Genomic DNA, 15,265 nt, shown 5'->3' on the forward strand with positions numbered 1-15,265 from the left:
AAGATCGTAGCCGCCCACCCCACGCGGCGGGGCCACCTACCGGGGACTATCCTCCTTGCGGATGACGGCTGCGCCGATGACCAGCGCGCCGAGCGGGACAACCCAGAACCGGAGGCCACTCGTGACCACCGTCGCACCCAAGCCGGTCGTGACCCGGCCCTGGCCGGTCCGCGAGCCGGTCAAGGGGTCGGCCATCGCGCGGCTGCTGCGCACCACGGACGCGAAGCAGATCGGGATCATGTACATGGTCACCGCGTTCGCGTTCTTCATGATCGGTGGCCTGATGGCCCTGATCATGCGCGCCGAGCTGGCGCGACCGGGGCTGCAGTTCCTGTCGCCCGAGCAGTACAACCAGCTCTTCACCATGCACGGCACGATCATGCTGCTGTTCTTCGCGACGCCGATCGTGTTCGCCTTCGCGAACTACGTGGTGCCGCTGCAGATCGGCGCGCCGGACGTGTCGTTCCCCCGGCTCAACGCGTTCGCGTACTGGCTCTACCTCTTCGGTGGCACGCTCGCCGTGGCCGGTTTCATCAGCCCCGGCGGCGCGGCCGACTTCGGCTGGACGGCCTACACGCCGCTGAGCACCGTCGAGCACTCGCCGGGCGTCGGCGCCAACATGTGGGTGGTCGGCCTGGCCATCTCCGGTCTGGGCACCATCCTCGGCGCGGTCAACCTGATCACCACGATCCTGACCCTGCGCGCCCCCGGCATGACCATGTTCCGGATGCCGATCTTCACCTGGAACATGCTGGTCACCAGCCTGCTGGCGATCCTGGTCTTCCCGCTGCTGGCAGCCGCGCTGTTCGCGCTCGCCGCGGACCGCATCATCGGCGCCCACGTGTACGACCCGGCGACCGGCGGCCCGATGCTGTGGCAGCACCTGTTCTGGTTCTTCGGGCACCCCGAGGTCTACATCGTGGCGCTGCCGTTCTTCGGCATCATCACCGAGATCATCCCGGTCTTCTCCCGCAAGCCGATCTTCGGCTACAAGGGCCTGGTCGCCGCGACCGTCGCCATCGCCGCGCTGTCGATGAGCGTCTGGGCGCACCACATGTTCGCCACCGGCCAGGTGCTGCTGCCGTTCTTCAGCTTCCTGAGCTACCTGATCGCCGTGCCCACCGGTATGAAGTTCTTCAACTGGATCGGCACCATGTGGCGGGGGCAGATCACCTTCGAGACGCCGATGCTGTGGGCGATCGGCTTCCTGGTGACGTTCCTCTTCGGTGGCCTCACCGGCGTGCTGCTGGCCAGCCCGCCGATCGACTTCCACCTGCACGACTCGTACTTCGTGGTGGCGCACTTCCACTACGTGCTCTTCGGCACCATCGTCTTCGCCGTCTTCGCCGGCATCTACTTCTGGTTCCCGAAGATGTTCGGCCGGATGCTCGACGAGCGACTCGGCAAGATCCACTTCTGGCTGACCATGATCGGCTTCCACACCACGTTCCTGGTGCAGCACTGGCTCGGCGCCGAGGGCATGCCCCGCCGGTACGCCGACTACCAGGCCGACGACGGCTTCACCACGCTGAACATGGTCTCCACCATCGGCGCGTTCATCACCGGCATCTCGACCCTGCCGTTCATCTGGAACTGCTGGAAGTCGTACAAGACCGGCCCGGTGGTCGAGGTGGACGACCCGTGGGGTCACGGCAACTCGCTGGAGTGGGCCACCTCCTGCCCGCCGCCGCTGCGTAACTTCGACCGGATGCCGCGGATCCGCTCCGAGCGGCCGGCCTTCGACGCGAAGTTCCCCGAGCTGGCCGCCGGGCAGAGCGTGGCCGGCCCGCCGGAGGGCGGCGCCAAGCCGCTCACCAGCGAGGTCAACGGTGGCGCCAGCTACCAGGAGGACACCGCCGGGAACCTCGACCAGCGCTGACTCACCCCGCCGAACCACTGAACGGGCGCCGCACCCCACCCGGGGCGCGGCGCCCGTTCCGTCCCGCCCGCCCGCCGGGCCCGCCCGACGGGTCCGGGTCGCCCACGCGTTGACGGCCGAGCACGGCGTGGCACGCTGTCCCCGGACCAGCCCGCGGCGCTCGGCGAACGCCCCCTGCTCGGCGAACGCATCCGCTCGGCGCTCGCGCACGGAACGTGACGCGACCGGATAAGGCATCACTTTTCCGCGGTATACCTCAGAGGCATAAACATGCCCGAGAGGTATACCGCTGAAAAGCAGACCCTTCTCCGGAGCCGGCCCGGTCACGCCGGCCCGGTCACGCCGGCCCGGTCACGCCGGCCCGGTCACGCCGGCCCGGTCACGCCGGCCCGGTCACGCCGGCCCGGTCACGCCGGCCCGGTCACGCCGGCCCGGGGCACGCCGGGCGGGCTCGGCGGGTACTCGGCCCGGCGCTCGCGCGGCGCTTCCGCCCGTGCCAGCGCGGAGAGGGTGGCGGGGAGGCGTCAGGGGGTAGCGGGGGCCAGGTCGGGGTCGGGGGTGACGACGGCGGGCGGCGGGGTGCGGCGGTGGCGCAGCTCGACCGGGAGCACCGCCAGCGCCACCAGGCACCCGATCGCGCCGGTGACCACGAAGCCCCACGCCGGTGCGGAGGCGTCGATCACCGCGCCGGCCAGCGGCGCGCCCAGGGCGATGCCGACGGTGACCGCCGAGCCGTGCAGGCCCATCGCCATGCCCCGCACGCCGGCCGGGGCCAGCCGGCTGACCGCGTCCGAGGTGGCCGCGATGGTGGGTGCGCAGAGCGCACCGGTCGGGATCAGCGCGAGGCTGAGCAACCACCAGTGCGAGCCGCCCAGCCCGACCGGGATCGTGGTGACGCTGAGCGCCGCCATCAGCGCCAGCGGCGAGAACGAACGGCGTACCGCGCCGTAGGCGAAGCCGCCCACCAGCGAGGCGACCGCCCAGGCGGCCAGCACCGCGCCGGTCCAGCCGACCTCGCCGCCGGCCCGGAGCACCGCCACCACGGCCACGTCGGTGCCGCCCAGCACCAGCGTGGCAGCCAGGCTGACCGCCAGCACGGCGAGCAGGCGCGGGGTGAGCCACTCGCGGCGCGGCACCGGACGCTGCGGCCCGGTCGGCTCGTCGGCCGCCCGGGTCGGCGGGTTCAGCAGCCAGAAGCAGATGCCGGAGGCGACGATGCCGGCGCCGACCGCCCAGAGCGTCAGGCGCGGCGTGACGGCGGTGGCCAGGGCCACCGCGAGGGCGGGGCCGACCATGAACGACAGCTCCACCGACATCGAGTCCAGCGCGTACGCCGGGCGGCGTCGCTCCGCCGGCACCAGCGCGGCGATCGACTGGCGGACCACCGAGAAGACCGGCAGCGCGAGCAGCCCGGCCAGGAAGGCGGTGGGCAGCAGCACGGGGTAGGACAGGCTGGGCGCGGCGGCCCAGAAGATGCCCTCGACGACGGTGCAGAGCAGCAGCACCGGCCGCAGCCCGCGGCGATCGACCAGCCGGCCGAGCAGCGGCGCGCCGAGCGCGGCGCCGATCGTGGACGCGGCGCCGACCAGGCCGGCCGCGCCGTAGCCCCGACCGAGGTCGAGCACCACGTAGAAGGTCAGCGTCACCCCGACCGCGGTCAGCGGGACGCGGGCCAGCACCGACACCAGCAGCAGCGACCGCAGGCCGGGCAGGGCGAGCGCCTCCCGGTAAGGCTTCAGGTTCACGACGGGCCGTACCTCCCGCGCCATCCTGGGCGCCGGGTATGACAACGGCAAGCGATTACCTGGTCAAGCGGTCCTGATCACAGGCTCGCCCACCAGCCGCACCCCGGCGCCGTCCAGCGCCCGCAGCGCCACGTCGAGCGTCTCCGGCGCGACGGCGGCGGTCAGCTCCAGCAGCACCGTGGTGCGGAAGCCCTCCCGGGCGGCGTCCAGCGCGGTCGCCCGCACGCAGTGGTCGGTGGCGATGCCGACCACGTCGACCCGGTCCACGTCGTGGCGGCGCAGCCAGTCGGCCAGGCACTCGCCGTCGGGCGCGTGCCCCTCGAAGCCGGAGTACGCGGCCGCGTGCTCGCCCTTGTGGAAGATCGCCTCGACCCGGCCGGTCGCCAGCTCCGGGTGGAACTCGGAGCCGGACGTGCCGACCACGCAGTGCCGGGGCCAGGAGTCGACGAAGTCCGGCGGGTCGCCGAAGTGCGCCCCCGGGTCGACGTGGTAGTCCTTCGTCGCGACCACGTGGTCCCAGCGGTCGGGCTCGGCGGCGAGCAGCCGGGAGATGCCACCGGCCACCCCGGCCCCGCCGCCGACCGCGAGGGAACCGCCCTCGCAGAAGTCGTTCTGCACGTCCACGATGATCAAGGCGTTCGCCATCTGGTCGGTCCCTTCTCAGGTCGCGGGTACGACGGTCACCGGCACGGCCGGGTCGCCGCCGGAGAGCTTGAGCCCCTCCCACGGGATGGAGATCAGGCACTCTCGCAGGTGTTCCCGGGACTCGTCCAGCGTCGGCAGCGCCACCGGCTCGCCCGACACCACGTACGAGTGCTGGAGCAGCCGGTCGTTGGGCTGCCGGTCCGGCACGCCCTGCGGCACGATGACCTCCTCGGTGGCGGTGCCGGTCGGCTTGTGCCGGCGGACGGCCACCTTCCGGCCGCCGATGGTGGCCTTGTGCTCGGAGCGCTTGACCACCGGGCGCCCCTCCACCTCGACCAGCTTGTAGACCAGGCCGGCGGTGGGCGCGCCCGAGCCGGTGACCACGGCGGTACCGGCGCCGTACATGTCCACCGGCTCGGCGGCGAGCGACGCGATCGCGTACTCGTCCAGGTCGCCCGAGACGATGATCTTCGTCTCGGTGGCGCCGAGCGAGTCGAGCAGCTCGCGGGACTGCTGGGCGATCACCGCGAGGTCACCCGAGTCGATCCGGACCGCCCGCAGCTCCGGGCCGGCCACCGCGATGGCGTTGCGGATGCCCTGGGCGATGTCGTACGTGTCGACCAGCAGCGTGGTGTCCTTGCCCAGCGTCGCCACCTGGGACGCGAACGCCGCCCGCTCGTCGTCGTGCAGCAGCGTGAAGGCGTGCGCGGCGGTGCCCGCGGTCGGGATGCCGTAGCGCTGCCCGGCGGCCAGGTTGGAGGTGAACCGGAAGCCGGCCAGGTAGGCCGAGCGGGCGGCGGCCACCGCGGCCTCCTCGTGTGCCCGGCGGGAGCCCATCTCGATCAACGCGCGGCCCCGGGCGGCGGTGACCATCCGGGCCGCCGCGGCGGCGACCGCGCAGTCATGGTTGAGCACCGACAGCACCAGCGTCTCCAGCACCACGCACTCGGCGAACGTGCCGGAGACGGTGAGGATCGGCGAGCCGGGGAAGAACAGCTCGCCCTCGGCGTAGCCGTCGACGTCACCGGTGAACCGGTAGTCGGCGAGCCACTGCGCGGCCCGGTCGTCGGCCACGCCGGTGCGGCGGAGGAAGTCGATCTCGGCCGGGTCGAACCGGAAGTCGCGGATCATGTCGACGAGTCGGCCGGTGCCGGCGACCACGCCGTATCGCCGGCCGGCCGGCAGCCGCCGGCTGAACACCTCGAAGACGCAGCGGCGGTCGGCCGTGCCGTCCCGCAGCGCGGCGCTGACCATGGTCAGCTCGTATTGGTCGGTCAGCAGCGCGGGGCGAAGGGTGCTCACCGCCCCAGCCTAGAGTTCAGGCCGGATCCGTGCCGTCGTGCCCCGGCATCGACCGCAGCGCGGCCCCCAGCTCGCTACGGCGGGTGACGCCCAGCTTGCTGTAGACCCGCTGGAGGTGGTTCTCCACCGTGCGGGTGGAGAGGTAGAGCCGCTCGGCGATGGCGCGGCTGGTCAGCCCCCCGGCGGCCAGGTGGGCGATCTCCCACTCCCGGTCGCTGAGCGCCGGGCGCAGCAGCCGCAGGGCCGGGGTGGAGATGTCGTCGCAACGGCGCAGCAGGCCGGCGAGGCGCTCCCGGGCCGGCCCGGTCGCGCCGACCCGCGCGTCGCGCATCCGGCACAGCGCCATCGCGGTCGCCTCGGCCGCGTAGACGACCAGCTCCCGGTCGGCGAACCCGTCGGCCACCGCGAGCAGGTCGTCCGGTGAGCCGTCGAGCGCGGCCCGGCCGTAGCGGGCGACCAGCGGCGGCAGCACGCCGTCGATCTGCTCGGAGAGCTCCGCCAGGCGCTGCGCCACGCTGCGCCGGCCCCCGTCCGTGCAGGTCGGCCCGACCGGCGCGGCGGCCTGGTCGAGCCGGACCAGGTCGAGCAGGACGAGCAGCTCGTGGCCGGCGAGGCCGTCCTCGCGCAGCCGGTCGGCCAGCGCGCAGAGGTGCTTGGTGGCGCCCGGCAGGTCGCCGGCCGCCGCCTGCGTCGCCCCGCGGGCCTGCTCCAGCCACGGGTAGAGGACGGCCATCCCGGGCGCGTGCGTCCGGTCCGCCTCGGCCATCGCCTCGGTGGCGTGGACCGCGTCCCCGCGCAGCGCGGCGGCCTGCGCGCGTTCGGCGTGGGCCAGGCCGGCGTACACCCGGCTGGTGGCGAGCACCGCGCAGGCGCCCAGGCTGGTCTTGAGCGCGTCGTCGCCGCGCCCGCGCAGCCGCGCCGCGTACGCCTGGAGGATGGCCAGGTAGCCGGTGCCGAGCCGGAAGTCGCCGGCGCCGGCGAGGCCGGCGAACTCGTCGGCGACGATCTCGTCGATGCCGGTCAGGTCACCGGAGAGCGCCAGCCGGGTGCCCCGGGCCAGCTCCATGGCGAGCTGGAGGTAGGGCATGTCGGACCGCCAGCACGCCGCCTCGGCCTGCACCCGGGCGATCGCGGTGGCGCTGCGCCGGTATTGTCCCTGGCCGGCCTGCAGGTGGGCGAGTGTGCACCGGGCCAGTTCCCGGGCCGCCATCGGGGCGGCCGGGCGGTCCAGCACCTCTTGGGCCAGCCGCACCGCGACGTCGATGTCCAGCCGGTGCAACCGCATGATGGCCTCGAAGGCGCGGACCCGGGCCCGGTCGGCGGGATCGGTCAGTTCCTCGCCCCGGGCGGCGATCTCCTCCACCGTGGACTCCCGGTTGAGCCCCCAGTAGCTGACCATGCCCCGGACGGTCAGCCAGCGGCTGCGTCGCCGGTCGTCCCGGATCTCTCCGGCGACCTGGTCGAGCACCCGGATCGCCTCCTCCGGACGGTCACCGAACATCAGGATGGTGGCGAGCAGCTCCGCCGCGTCCGTGCCGCCGCCGGCCTCCAGCGCGGCCCGGGCCAGCCGGGTGGCCAGCGGCACGTCGTACCGACCGAAGGCCTGCACGGCCGCGTCGAGCAGCAGCGCGACGTTCTGCGCCGTACCCGAGTCGAGCCGCCAGACCGCGACCCGCAGCAGGTCGTCCCGGCGGCGCTTGCCGACCTGCTCCAGCAGCCCGGCGAGGGTGGCCTGGAGCCGCCGGGTGCGGCTGACCGGGCACTGGCGGCGCATCACCTCGCCGTAGAGCGGGTGGGCCAGGCGGACGTTGAGCCGCCGGTCGTCGCGGACCATCGCGATGAGCCCGCGTTCCTCGGCGACCTCCACATCGGTCGGCTCGACCGCCTTCTCCAGCAGTTGCAGGCCCAGCGGCTCGCCGAAGGCGACCAGCTCCACCACCGCCCGCACCCCGGGGGTGAGCTGGCCGATCCGGGTGTCGATCAGGTCGGTGAGGCTGGGTGCCAGCTCCAGTCGGCCGGTCCACTTCCAGATCCCGTACGTGCGCCGGAGCTCGCCGTCGGCGGCCAGCACCAGCTCGCGCAGCAGCAGCGGGTTGCCGGCGGAGAGCCGGAACAGCCGGTCGGAGGAGCCGGCGTCGACCGGGCCGCCGAGGATCGCGGCGAGCAGGCCGGTGGTCTCGCTGCGGCCGAGCGGCCCCAGCTCGACCAGCTCGACCAGGTCGTCGGTCCACAGGGCGCGGATCGGCAGCGGGATCTGCTCGCCGTTGCGCAGCGTTCCGATGACCGTGGCGTTCTCCGAGCGGGCGATCAGGTGCACCAGCGCGGCCGACGGCGGATCGAGCAGGTGCGCGTCGTCGACGGCGAGCACGATGGGCCGGCCGGCGGCCTGCTCCTGGAGCAGGTCCACCGCCCAGCGCAGGATCCCGGCGGGGGAGAGGCCCTGCGGCTGCGGGGCGGGAAGCACCTGGACCAGCCCGCCGAACGGAAGGGCGGCGGTGGTGGCGCTGGCCGCGACCGACCAGATCGCGTGCCGTTCGGGGGAGAGCGCGGCCACCCCCTCGCGCAGCAGCCGGCTCTTGCCGACGCCCGCGTCGCCGCTGAAGAACAGCCCGCGCCCGTCCGGGCCACCGACCGCCGACAACAGACGGTTGAGTTCATCCGTTCGGCCGACGAACTCCCACCTGGTCATCGGTGCAGCATATCGATGGGATGCCGTCCGCGTGCGCGTCGTCACGCAGTGAAGTTGAGTAATCCGTCCATTACTCGTGAGTACCGGATGTGTTCGTTGTCGGATGCACGACACCCGTAGGCTTCCGATATCCCCTTTGGCCAGGGAAAATCCGCGACCGGGCTGATGCGCCGGCCGCCTGACCGGGAGGCCACCTGATGAAGCCAGGTCCACTCCCCTCGGTCGACGTGCCCGATCCGGGCGGGCGCGCCGAGCCGTCACGGTGCGCCCCGCTGCCGGCCCGGCTCGGTCTGACCGACCCGGGGCCGGGCGAGCCGCTCGCCGTCGTCGTGGCCGGGCCGGCCGGCGCGGGCCGGCGTGAGCTGATCGCCGGCCTGCTCGGGGCGGATCCCGGCACGCTCGTCGTGCCCGCCGGGAGCTACCTGCTGGTCAACCACGCCAAGGTCGCCACCCGCGCCGCGTACGTGCCCGGCTACCGCCAGCCGCACGCCTACGGCGCCGATCCGCTCGCCGCCGGCCCGGCGCTGGCCCGACCGCCGCGCCGGGTCGAGCTCAGCCTGCCCGACCCGCTCCTGCGGCACTTCGCGGTGCTCGACCCGCCGGACACCGCCACCCTCGGCGTGGCCGGCGGCCTGGTGCTGCGGGACGCCGTGGGCCGGGCCGGCGCGCTGCTCTTCGTGATCTCCGCCGACCAGGCCTTCAGCGCGGCCGAGCTGCACCTGCTGGCCGAGGTGGCGCGGGCCCGCGTCGCGGTGTTCTTCGCCGTCACCCCCGGCGTGACCGGCTGGGCGGCGCCGGCGGACGGCGCGACGGCGGAGGGCACGGGGGCGTCCGTGCCGTCGCCCGCCCGATCCGGCCCGCCCGGCCCCGCCGGTCGGCTCGACCCGGTGGCGGTCTCCATCGCGGCCCACCGTGCGGCGTTGCTGGCCGCGGTTCCCGCGCTCGCCTCGGCCCGGTGGTTCGCGGCCCGGCGGTCCGAGCTGCCGAACCTGCGCCGCGCGCTGGTCGGGTGGGCCGCCGACGAAGGGCTGCGCCGAGCCAGCGCCCGGCCGCCCGAGCCGCCCGGCGCGCACGGCCGGGTGCCGGTGCTGGCCGGCGTCGACCCGGCCGACCTGGCCGACCGGATCGACCGCCAGGCCCGGTCCTGCGCCCAGCGGATCCGCCAGCACCTCGCGCTGGAGCTGGCCAACATCCACCTCCGGGTGGTGCAGGAGATCGTCTTCGGGGTCGGTTGCGCCGGCCTTCCGCAGCTGCTCGACCGCGAGCTGGAGGCGGTGTCGATGCTCGCCACCGCGCAGTGCGACGAGGCGGTCCGCGGCATCGTCGACGACGCCGCCGCGCGGGTCTTCGGAGCGCCGCTCGCCGAGGGCGTGCGCCTGCGGATCACCCGCGCGGTGCGCTGGGGCCTCGCCGACCACCCGGACGGTCAGGAGCTGGACCGCGTGCTCCTGGTCACCAGCACGGCCGGGGTCGCCGGGCTGACCGGCACCGGCGCGCTGGACGCGCTGGCCGGGCTGCCCGCCGCCGAGCGTGACGAGGTGCTCCCACCGATCGGTGTGGCGCTCAACGGCGGGTGCTGGCAGCACTGGCGGGCACCCGGCAACGACGATCCGAACGTGGCCCGGTCCTGGGCGCAGCGCGCGCTGCGCGAAGTCGAACTCGAACTGTCCCGCGAGGTGTCCCGCCGCTTCGAGGTGATCCGTCTCTCGCTGGGCGTGGTGCTCGCCGATGCTGTCGACCACGGCATCCTGCTGGCCTGAGACCGGGGCCGCCGCGCGGGCTCCCGGGCCCGCGCGGGCGGTCCGGGCGGGCGATCCCGACCGCCGCGCCGTTCCGGTTCATCGGTTCGGCGGATCCGGTGGCACGATGGGAGGCATGGCGGCTCCACAGGTTGCGCCGGTCGAGACGCCGGACACCGAAGAGGTGCCGGTCTCCGACCGGCCATGGGTGACCATCGTCTGGGACGATCCGGTCAACCTGATGACGTACGTGACCTGGGTTTTCCAGAAGCTGTTCGGATACAGCCGGGAGAAGGCGGAGCAGCTCATGCTGGACGTGCACCACAAGGGCAAGGCGGTGGTCTCCAGCGGGGCCCGGGAGCGGATGGAGCACGACGCGGCGCAGCTGCACGCGTACGGGCTGTGGGCGACCGTGGAGCGGTCGTGAGCATGTTCCGCCGTCGGGCCGACCGCTACGTGGCCAGTTTCGCCGTCGATGAGGTGCGGGTGCTGCGCAAGGTCGCCACCGAGGTGGTCGGCCTGCTGACCGACGGCTTCGACCACGGCGACCCGGTGGTCGGCCGGCTCTTCCCCGAGGTCTATCCGGACGACGACGCCGGCACCGCCGAGTTCCGCCGCTACACCGAGGGCGACCTGAAGACCGCGAAGATCGACCAGGCCGGCGCGATCCTCGCCGCGCTGCCCGACGGTGACGCCGGCGGCGAGGTGCGGCTCGACGCCGAGGCGGCCGAGGCGTGGCTGCGGGCGCTCAACGACGCCCGGCTGGCGATGGGCGTCCGGCTGGAGATCAAGGACGGCACCGACCTGGGTGAGGAGCTCGACGACGCGGTCGCCACCGACCCGGCGTCGTCCCGGGTGTTCCAACTGTCGGTCTACGCCTATCTCGGATATCTGCAGGAGTCCCTGCTCAACGCGCTCATCGACTGAGTGGTGACGGTCGCCACCTCGCCGCCCGGGACGGCCAGGCGCTAGGCTGGTCGGCGTGCTGAGCATCGACCGGTCGATCATCGACGCGATCGTCGCCCACGCGCGTCGGGACCACCCGGACGAGGCGTGCGGCGTGGTCGCCGGCCCCGTCGGCGGCGACACCCCGACCCGGCACATCCCGATGGAGAACGCCGCCCGCTCCATGACGTTCTACGAGTTCGACTCGATGGAGCAGCTGCGGGTGTGGCGCGAGATGGACGACCGCGACGAGGAACCGGTCGTCATCTACCACTCGCACACCGCGACGGAGGCCTACCCGTCCCGCACGGACATCTCCTTCGCCGGCGAGCCGGGTGCGCACTACCTGCTCGTCTCGACGCGCGAGCCCGACACCGAGGAGATCCGGTCCTTCCGGATCGTCGACGGCGTCGTGGCCGAGGAACCGGTCGAGATCGTGGACGCCGCCGTGGATCCGAACGCCGTCCAGTCCTACATGTTCGGGCAGAGCCCGGCGACGGTCGACTACGAGTGTTCCGGCCGCTGACCCCCAGCGCACCGGCACGCCCTCTTCCTTCCCGTCACCCGGCACGATCCTGAACGAGGAGCACCAGACACCATGGCCATCGAGGTTCGCATCCCCACCATCCTGCGCAGCTACACCGGCGGCGCGAAGGTCGTCGAGGGCAGCGGCGACACGCTCGCCGACCTGCTCACCGACCTGGACTCCCGGCACGCCGGCCTGCGCGGCCGGCTGGTCACCGACGCCGGCGCGCTGCACCGGTTCGTCAACGTCTACGTCAACGACGAGGACGTCCGCTTCCTGGGCGCGCTCGACGCGAAGCTCAACGACGGCGACAGCGTGACCATCCTGCCGGCGGTGGCCGGCGGCGCGTTCGGCTTCGCCGCGGCAGCGGCGATCGCCTCGCACGCGGTCTCGGCGCGCGCCACCGCCGCCGCCCGCTAGGGGTCCGGCGTGGCGCGGTACGACAGCCTGCTCGACGCGTGCGGCGGCACCCCGCTGGTCGGCCTGCCCCGGCTGTCCCCGACGGTGCCCGACGGCGCGCCGCCGGTGCGGCTCTGGGCGAAGCTGGAGGACCGGAACCCGACGGGCAGCATCAAGGACCGCGCGGCCCTGTTCATGGTGCGGGCGGCCGAGGAGGCCGGCCGGCTGCGCGCGGGCGACACCATCCTGGAGCCGACCAGCGGCAACACCGGCATCTCGCTGGCCATGGTGGCGAAGCTGCGTGGCTACCGGCTGGTCTGCGTGATGCCGGAGAACGTCTCCACGGAGCGGGTGCAACTGCTCCGGATGTACGGCGCGGAGATCATCTTCTCGCCGGCCGCCGGCGGCTCGAACCAGGCCGTCGCCACCGCGAAGCAGATCGCCGCCGAGCACCCGGACTGGGTGATGCTCTACCAGTACGGCAACGAGGCGAACGCGCGGGCGCACTACGAGACGACCGGGCCGGAGCTGTTGCACGACCTGCCGGGCGTCACCCACTTCGTGGCCGGGCTGGGCACCACAGGCACGCTGATGGGCACCGGTCGTTACCTGCGCGAGAAGGTCGACGGCATCCAGATCGTGGCGGCCGAGCCGCGCTACGGCGAGCTGGTCTACGGCCTGCGCAACATCGACGAGGGCTACGTGCCCGAGTTGTACGACGCCGGGGTGCTGTCCCGGCGCTTCTCGGTGGGCACCCGGGACGCGGTGCTGCGCACCCGGCAGCTCGTCGAGGTGGAGGGGATCTTCGCCGGGTTCTCCACCGGCGCGATCCTGCACGCCGCGCTGGCCGTGGCGCACGAGGCGGTCCGCGACGGCCGGCGTGCCGACGTGGCGTTCGTGGTCTGTGACGGCGGGTGGAAATACCTGTCCACCGGGGCGTACGGCGGCACGCTCGCGGACGCCGAGGACGCGCTGGACGGTCAGCTCTGGGCCTGACGGCCCGTGATGGTCCGGCCGGTGGGAAGCCCCGCCGGCCGGATCGCCGCGTTGTCCCGGATCCGGACGTGTATGGGTGTCACGTTGATGACAACTTCCGGTAGATGATTCTTGCCCGACCGGGCCGCCGCGTAGGCTGCGCAGCGTGGCGAGCGCGTCGGTGGAGATCAACGGCGGGGCGGCTGCCGATGCGTCGACTACCCAGTGTGAGATCGAGGCAACCGGATGCGACTGACCGTCCTCGGCTGCGCGGGCAGCTTCCCGGGCCCTGAGTCCCCCTGCTCCGCCTACCTGCTCGAGGCGGACGGCTTCCGCCTTCTGATCGACTTCGGGCCGGGCTCGCTCTCCACGCTCCAGCGTTACGTCGGGCTGCACTCGCCCGACGCGGTGCTCCTCACCCACCTGCACTGCGACCACATGCTCGACGCGGTGTCCTACGTCGTGGTGCGCCGCTACGCGCCGGACGGCCCCTACCCGCCGCTGCCGATGTACGCGCCGTCCGGCGCGCCGGACCGGCTGGCCGCCGCGTACGGGCAGGAGGACGCCACGGTCGAGGACGTCTACCAGTTCTACGGCCTGCAGCCGGGCACCTTCCCGATCGGCCCGTTCACCGCGACGGTCGACCGGATGAACCACCCGATCGAGACGTACGGGGTGCGGCTGGAGCACGGCGGCCGGGTGTTCTGCTACTCGTCGGACACCGCGCCCTGCGAGGCGTTGCTGCGCCTGGCCCAGGGCGCCGACGCGTTCCTCTGCGAGGCCAGCTACATGGACGGGGTGGAGAACCCGCCGGATCTGCACCTGACCGGCCGGGAGGCCGGCGAGGCGGCCACCAAGGCGGGCGTGGGCCGGCTGCTGCTCACCCATCTCGTCGCGGCCTGGGGCAGCGAGTCGCAGACCGTGGAGTCGGCGACCGGGGCGTACGCGGGGCCGATCGAGGTGGTCCGCGCCGGCGCCGGCTACGACGTCTGACGGCACGGTCGCCGGCCGGCGGGCACCGGCAGGCGGCACGATCGACGCACCGCATAGGGTGCAGGCATGGCGCGACCTGACGGGCGGCAGCCCGACCAACTCCGACCGGTGACAGTGACCCGGGGCTGGAGCACCCACCCGGAGGGTTCGGTGCTCGTCGAGTTCGGCGCGACCCGGGTGCTCTGCACGGCGAGCGTCACCGAGGGGGTGCCGCGCTGGCGCAAGGGTTCCGGGCTGGGCTGGGTGACCGCGGAGTACGCGATGCTGCCCCGGGCCACCAACACCCGCTCCGACCGGGAGAGCGTCCGGGGCAAGGTCGGTGGCCGGACGCACGAGATCTCCCGGCTGATCGGTCGCAGCCTGCGGGCCTGCGTCGACCTCAAGGCGCTCGGCGAGAACTCGATCGTGCTCGACTGCGACGTGCTCCAGGCCGACGGCGGCACCCGCACCGCGGCCATCACCGGCGCCTACGTCGCCCTCCACGACGCGGTCACCTGGCTGGCCGAGCGCAAGTCGCTCACCGGCAAGGTGGAGAAGGTGATGCACCGGTCGGTGGCCGCGGTCAGCGTCGGCGTGATCGGCGGCGAGCCGATGCTCGACCTCTGCTACGCCGAGGACGTGACCGCCGAGGTGGACATGAACGTGGTGTGCACCGGCACCGGCGACTTCGTCGAGGTGCAGGGGACGGGCGAGGCCGGTGTCTTCGCCCGCGACCAGCTCGACGCGCTGCTCGACCTGGGCGTGGCGGGCTGCCTGGAACTGGCCGACGTACAGCGGAAGGCGCTGAACCTGTGACCGACAACACGGTGCTCCTGGCCACCCGCAACCGCAAGAAGCTCGTCGAGTTGCAGCGGATCCTGGACGGCGCGCTCGGCGCCCACCGGGTCGCCCTGATCGGCCTCGACGACGTCGAGGAATATCCGGAGCTGCCGGAGACCGGCCTCACCTTCGGCGAGAACGCGCTGATCAAGGCGCGGGAGGGCTGCCGGCGCACCGGCCTGCCGACCATCGCCGACGACTCCGGCATCGCGGTGGACGCGCTCAACGGGATGCCCGGCGTGTTCAGCGCCCGCTGGTCCGGCCGGCACGGCGACGACCGGGCCAACCTCCAGCTCCTGCTGGACCAGGTGGGCGACGTGCCGGACGAGCACCGCGGCGCGGCCTTCGTCTGCACGGTGGCGCTGGTGCTGCCCAACGGCAAGGAGCACCTGGTCGACGGCCGGCAGCCCGGCCGACTGCTGCGCGCACCGCGCGGCGAGGGCGGCTTCGGCTACGACCCGATCTTCCTGGGCGACGGGCAGGAGCGGACCAACGCCGAGCTGACGCCCGACGAGAAGGACGCGGTCAGCCACCGCGGCAAGGCGTTGCGGGAGCTGGCCAAGCTGGTCGCCAAGGTGCTTCCGCCCGCCGCCTGACCGTCCGGCCCGC

The 15,265-nt window shown here is 73.4% G+C and carries 14 protein-coding genes; 10 read left to right on the plus strand and 4 right to left on the minus strand.

The features are described from left to right. Positions 1-121 precede the first annotated feature (121 nt). Complete coding sequence (gene ctaD, locus GA0070213_RS15305) at positions 122-1,879, plus strand: aa3-type cytochrome oxidase subunit I (protein ID WP_091063471.1); 1,758 nt, start codon at positions 122-124, stop codon at positions 1,877-1,879. Between the two features lie 524 nt (positions 1,880-2,403). Here ctaD and GA0070213_RS15310 read toward each other — a convergent pair. The 4 genes from GA0070213_RS15310 to GA0070213_RS15325 are packed head-to-tail and all read right to left on the minus strand — an operon-like array spanning position 2,404 to position 8,260. Continuing rightward, a complete protein-coding gene (locus tag GA0070213_RS15310; protein ID WP_091063474.1) occupies positions 2,404-3,648 on the minus strand; it encodes an MFS transporter in 1,245 nt (414 codons plus the stop codon). Between the two features lie 39 nt (positions 3,649-3,687). Further along, positions 3,688-4,269, minus strand: coding sequence for an isochorismatase family protein (locus tag GA0070213_RS15315; RefSeq protein WP_091063477.1), 582 nt, complete (start codon positions 4,267-4,269; stop codon positions 3,688-3,690). A gap of 15 nt (positions 4,270-4,284) precedes the next feature. Beyond that, positions 4,285-5,571 (minus strand): nicotinate phosphoribosyltransferase, encoded by a 1,287-nt coding sequence (locus GA0070213_RS15320; RefSeq protein WP_091063481.1) that lies wholly within the window; start codon positions 5,569-5,571, stop codon positions 4,285-4,287. A gap of 16 nt (positions 5,572-5,587) precedes the next feature. After that, entirely contained in the window at positions 5,588-8,260 is a 2,673-nt protein-coding gene (locus GA0070213_RS15325; protein WP_091063486.1) for a LuxR C-terminal-related transcriptional regulator, read from the minus strand. A gap of 197 nt (positions 8,261-8,457) precedes the next feature. Here GA0070213_RS15325 and GA0070213_RS15330 point away from each other — a divergent pair, with 197 nt between their 5' ends. The 9 genes from GA0070213_RS15330 to rdgB all read left to right on the plus strand — a co-directional run bounded on the left by GA0070213_RS15330 (position 8,458) and on the right by rdgB (position 15,252). Beyond that, on the plus strand, positions 8,458-10,020 hold the full coding sequence (locus tag GA0070213_RS15330; protein WP_091063490.1) for a hypothetical protein: 1,563 nt from the start codon (positions 8,458-8,460) through the stop codon (positions 10,018-10,020). A 115-nt stretch (positions 10,021-10,135) separates the two neighbouring features. After that, on the plus strand, positions 10,136-10,426 hold the full coding sequence (gene clpS, locus GA0070213_RS15335; protein WP_091063492.1) for an ATP-dependent Clp protease adapter ClpS: 291 nt from the start codon (positions 10,136-10,138) through the stop codon (positions 10,424-10,426). A gap of 2 nt (positions 10,427-10,428) precedes the next feature. Further along, positions 10,429-10,926, plus strand: coding sequence for a DUF2017 domain-containing protein (locus GA0070213_RS15340; RefSeq protein WP_175441365.1), 498 nt, complete (start codon positions 10,429-10,431; stop codon positions 10,924-10,926). 55 nt (positions 10,927-10,981) lie between these two features. After that, the gene (locus GA0070213_RS15345; protein ID WP_091063495.1) at positions 10,982-11,470 is read left to right on the plus strand and encodes a M67 family metallopeptidase; all 489 of its coding nucleotides are present in this window, start codon (positions 10,982-10,984) and stop codon (positions 11,468-11,470) included. Between the two features lie 72 nt (positions 11,471-11,542). After that, on the plus strand, positions 11,543-11,890 hold the full coding sequence (locus GA0070213_RS15350) for a MoaD/ThiS family protein (RefSeq protein ID WP_091063498.1): 348 nt from the start codon (positions 11,543-11,545) through the stop codon (positions 11,888-11,890). A 9-nt stretch (positions 11,891-11,899) separates the two neighbouring features. Next, positions 11,900-12,865 carry a PLP-dependent cysteine synthase family protein gene (locus GA0070213_RS15355; RefSeq protein ID WP_091063502.1) on the plus strand — a complete coding sequence of 322 codons (966 nt, stop codon included), beginning with the start codon at positions 11,900-11,902 and terminating at the stop codon, positions 12,863-12,865. A gap of 225 nt (positions 12,866-13,090) precedes the next feature. Further along, positions 13,091-13,837 carry an MBL fold metallo-hydrolase gene (locus GA0070213_RS15360; protein ID WP_091063506.1) on the plus strand — a complete coding sequence of 249 codons (747 nt, stop codon included), beginning with the start codon at positions 13,091-13,093 and terminating at the stop codon, positions 13,835-13,837. A 66-nt stretch (positions 13,838-13,903) separates the two neighbouring features. Further along, positions 13,904-14,632 (plus strand): ribonuclease PH, encoded by a 729-nt coding sequence (gene rph / locus GA0070213_RS15365; protein ID WP_091063509.1) that lies wholly within the window; start codon positions 13,904-13,906, stop codon positions 14,630-14,632. Beyond that, on the plus strand, positions 14,629-15,252 hold the full coding sequence (gene rdgB, locus GA0070213_RS15370; protein WP_245716409.1) for an RdgB/HAM1 family non-canonical purine NTP pyrophosphatase: 624 nt from the start codon (positions 14,629-14,631) through the stop codon (positions 15,250-15,252). Before rph ends, rdgB begins: the two co-directional genes overlap by 4 nt. Positions 15,253-15,265 lie beyond the last annotated feature (13 nt).

It is taken from the genome of Micromonospora humi (assembly GCF_900090105.1).
GTDB lineage: Bacteria > Actinomycetota > Actinomycetes > Mycobacteriales > Micromonosporaceae > Micromonospora > Micromonospora humi.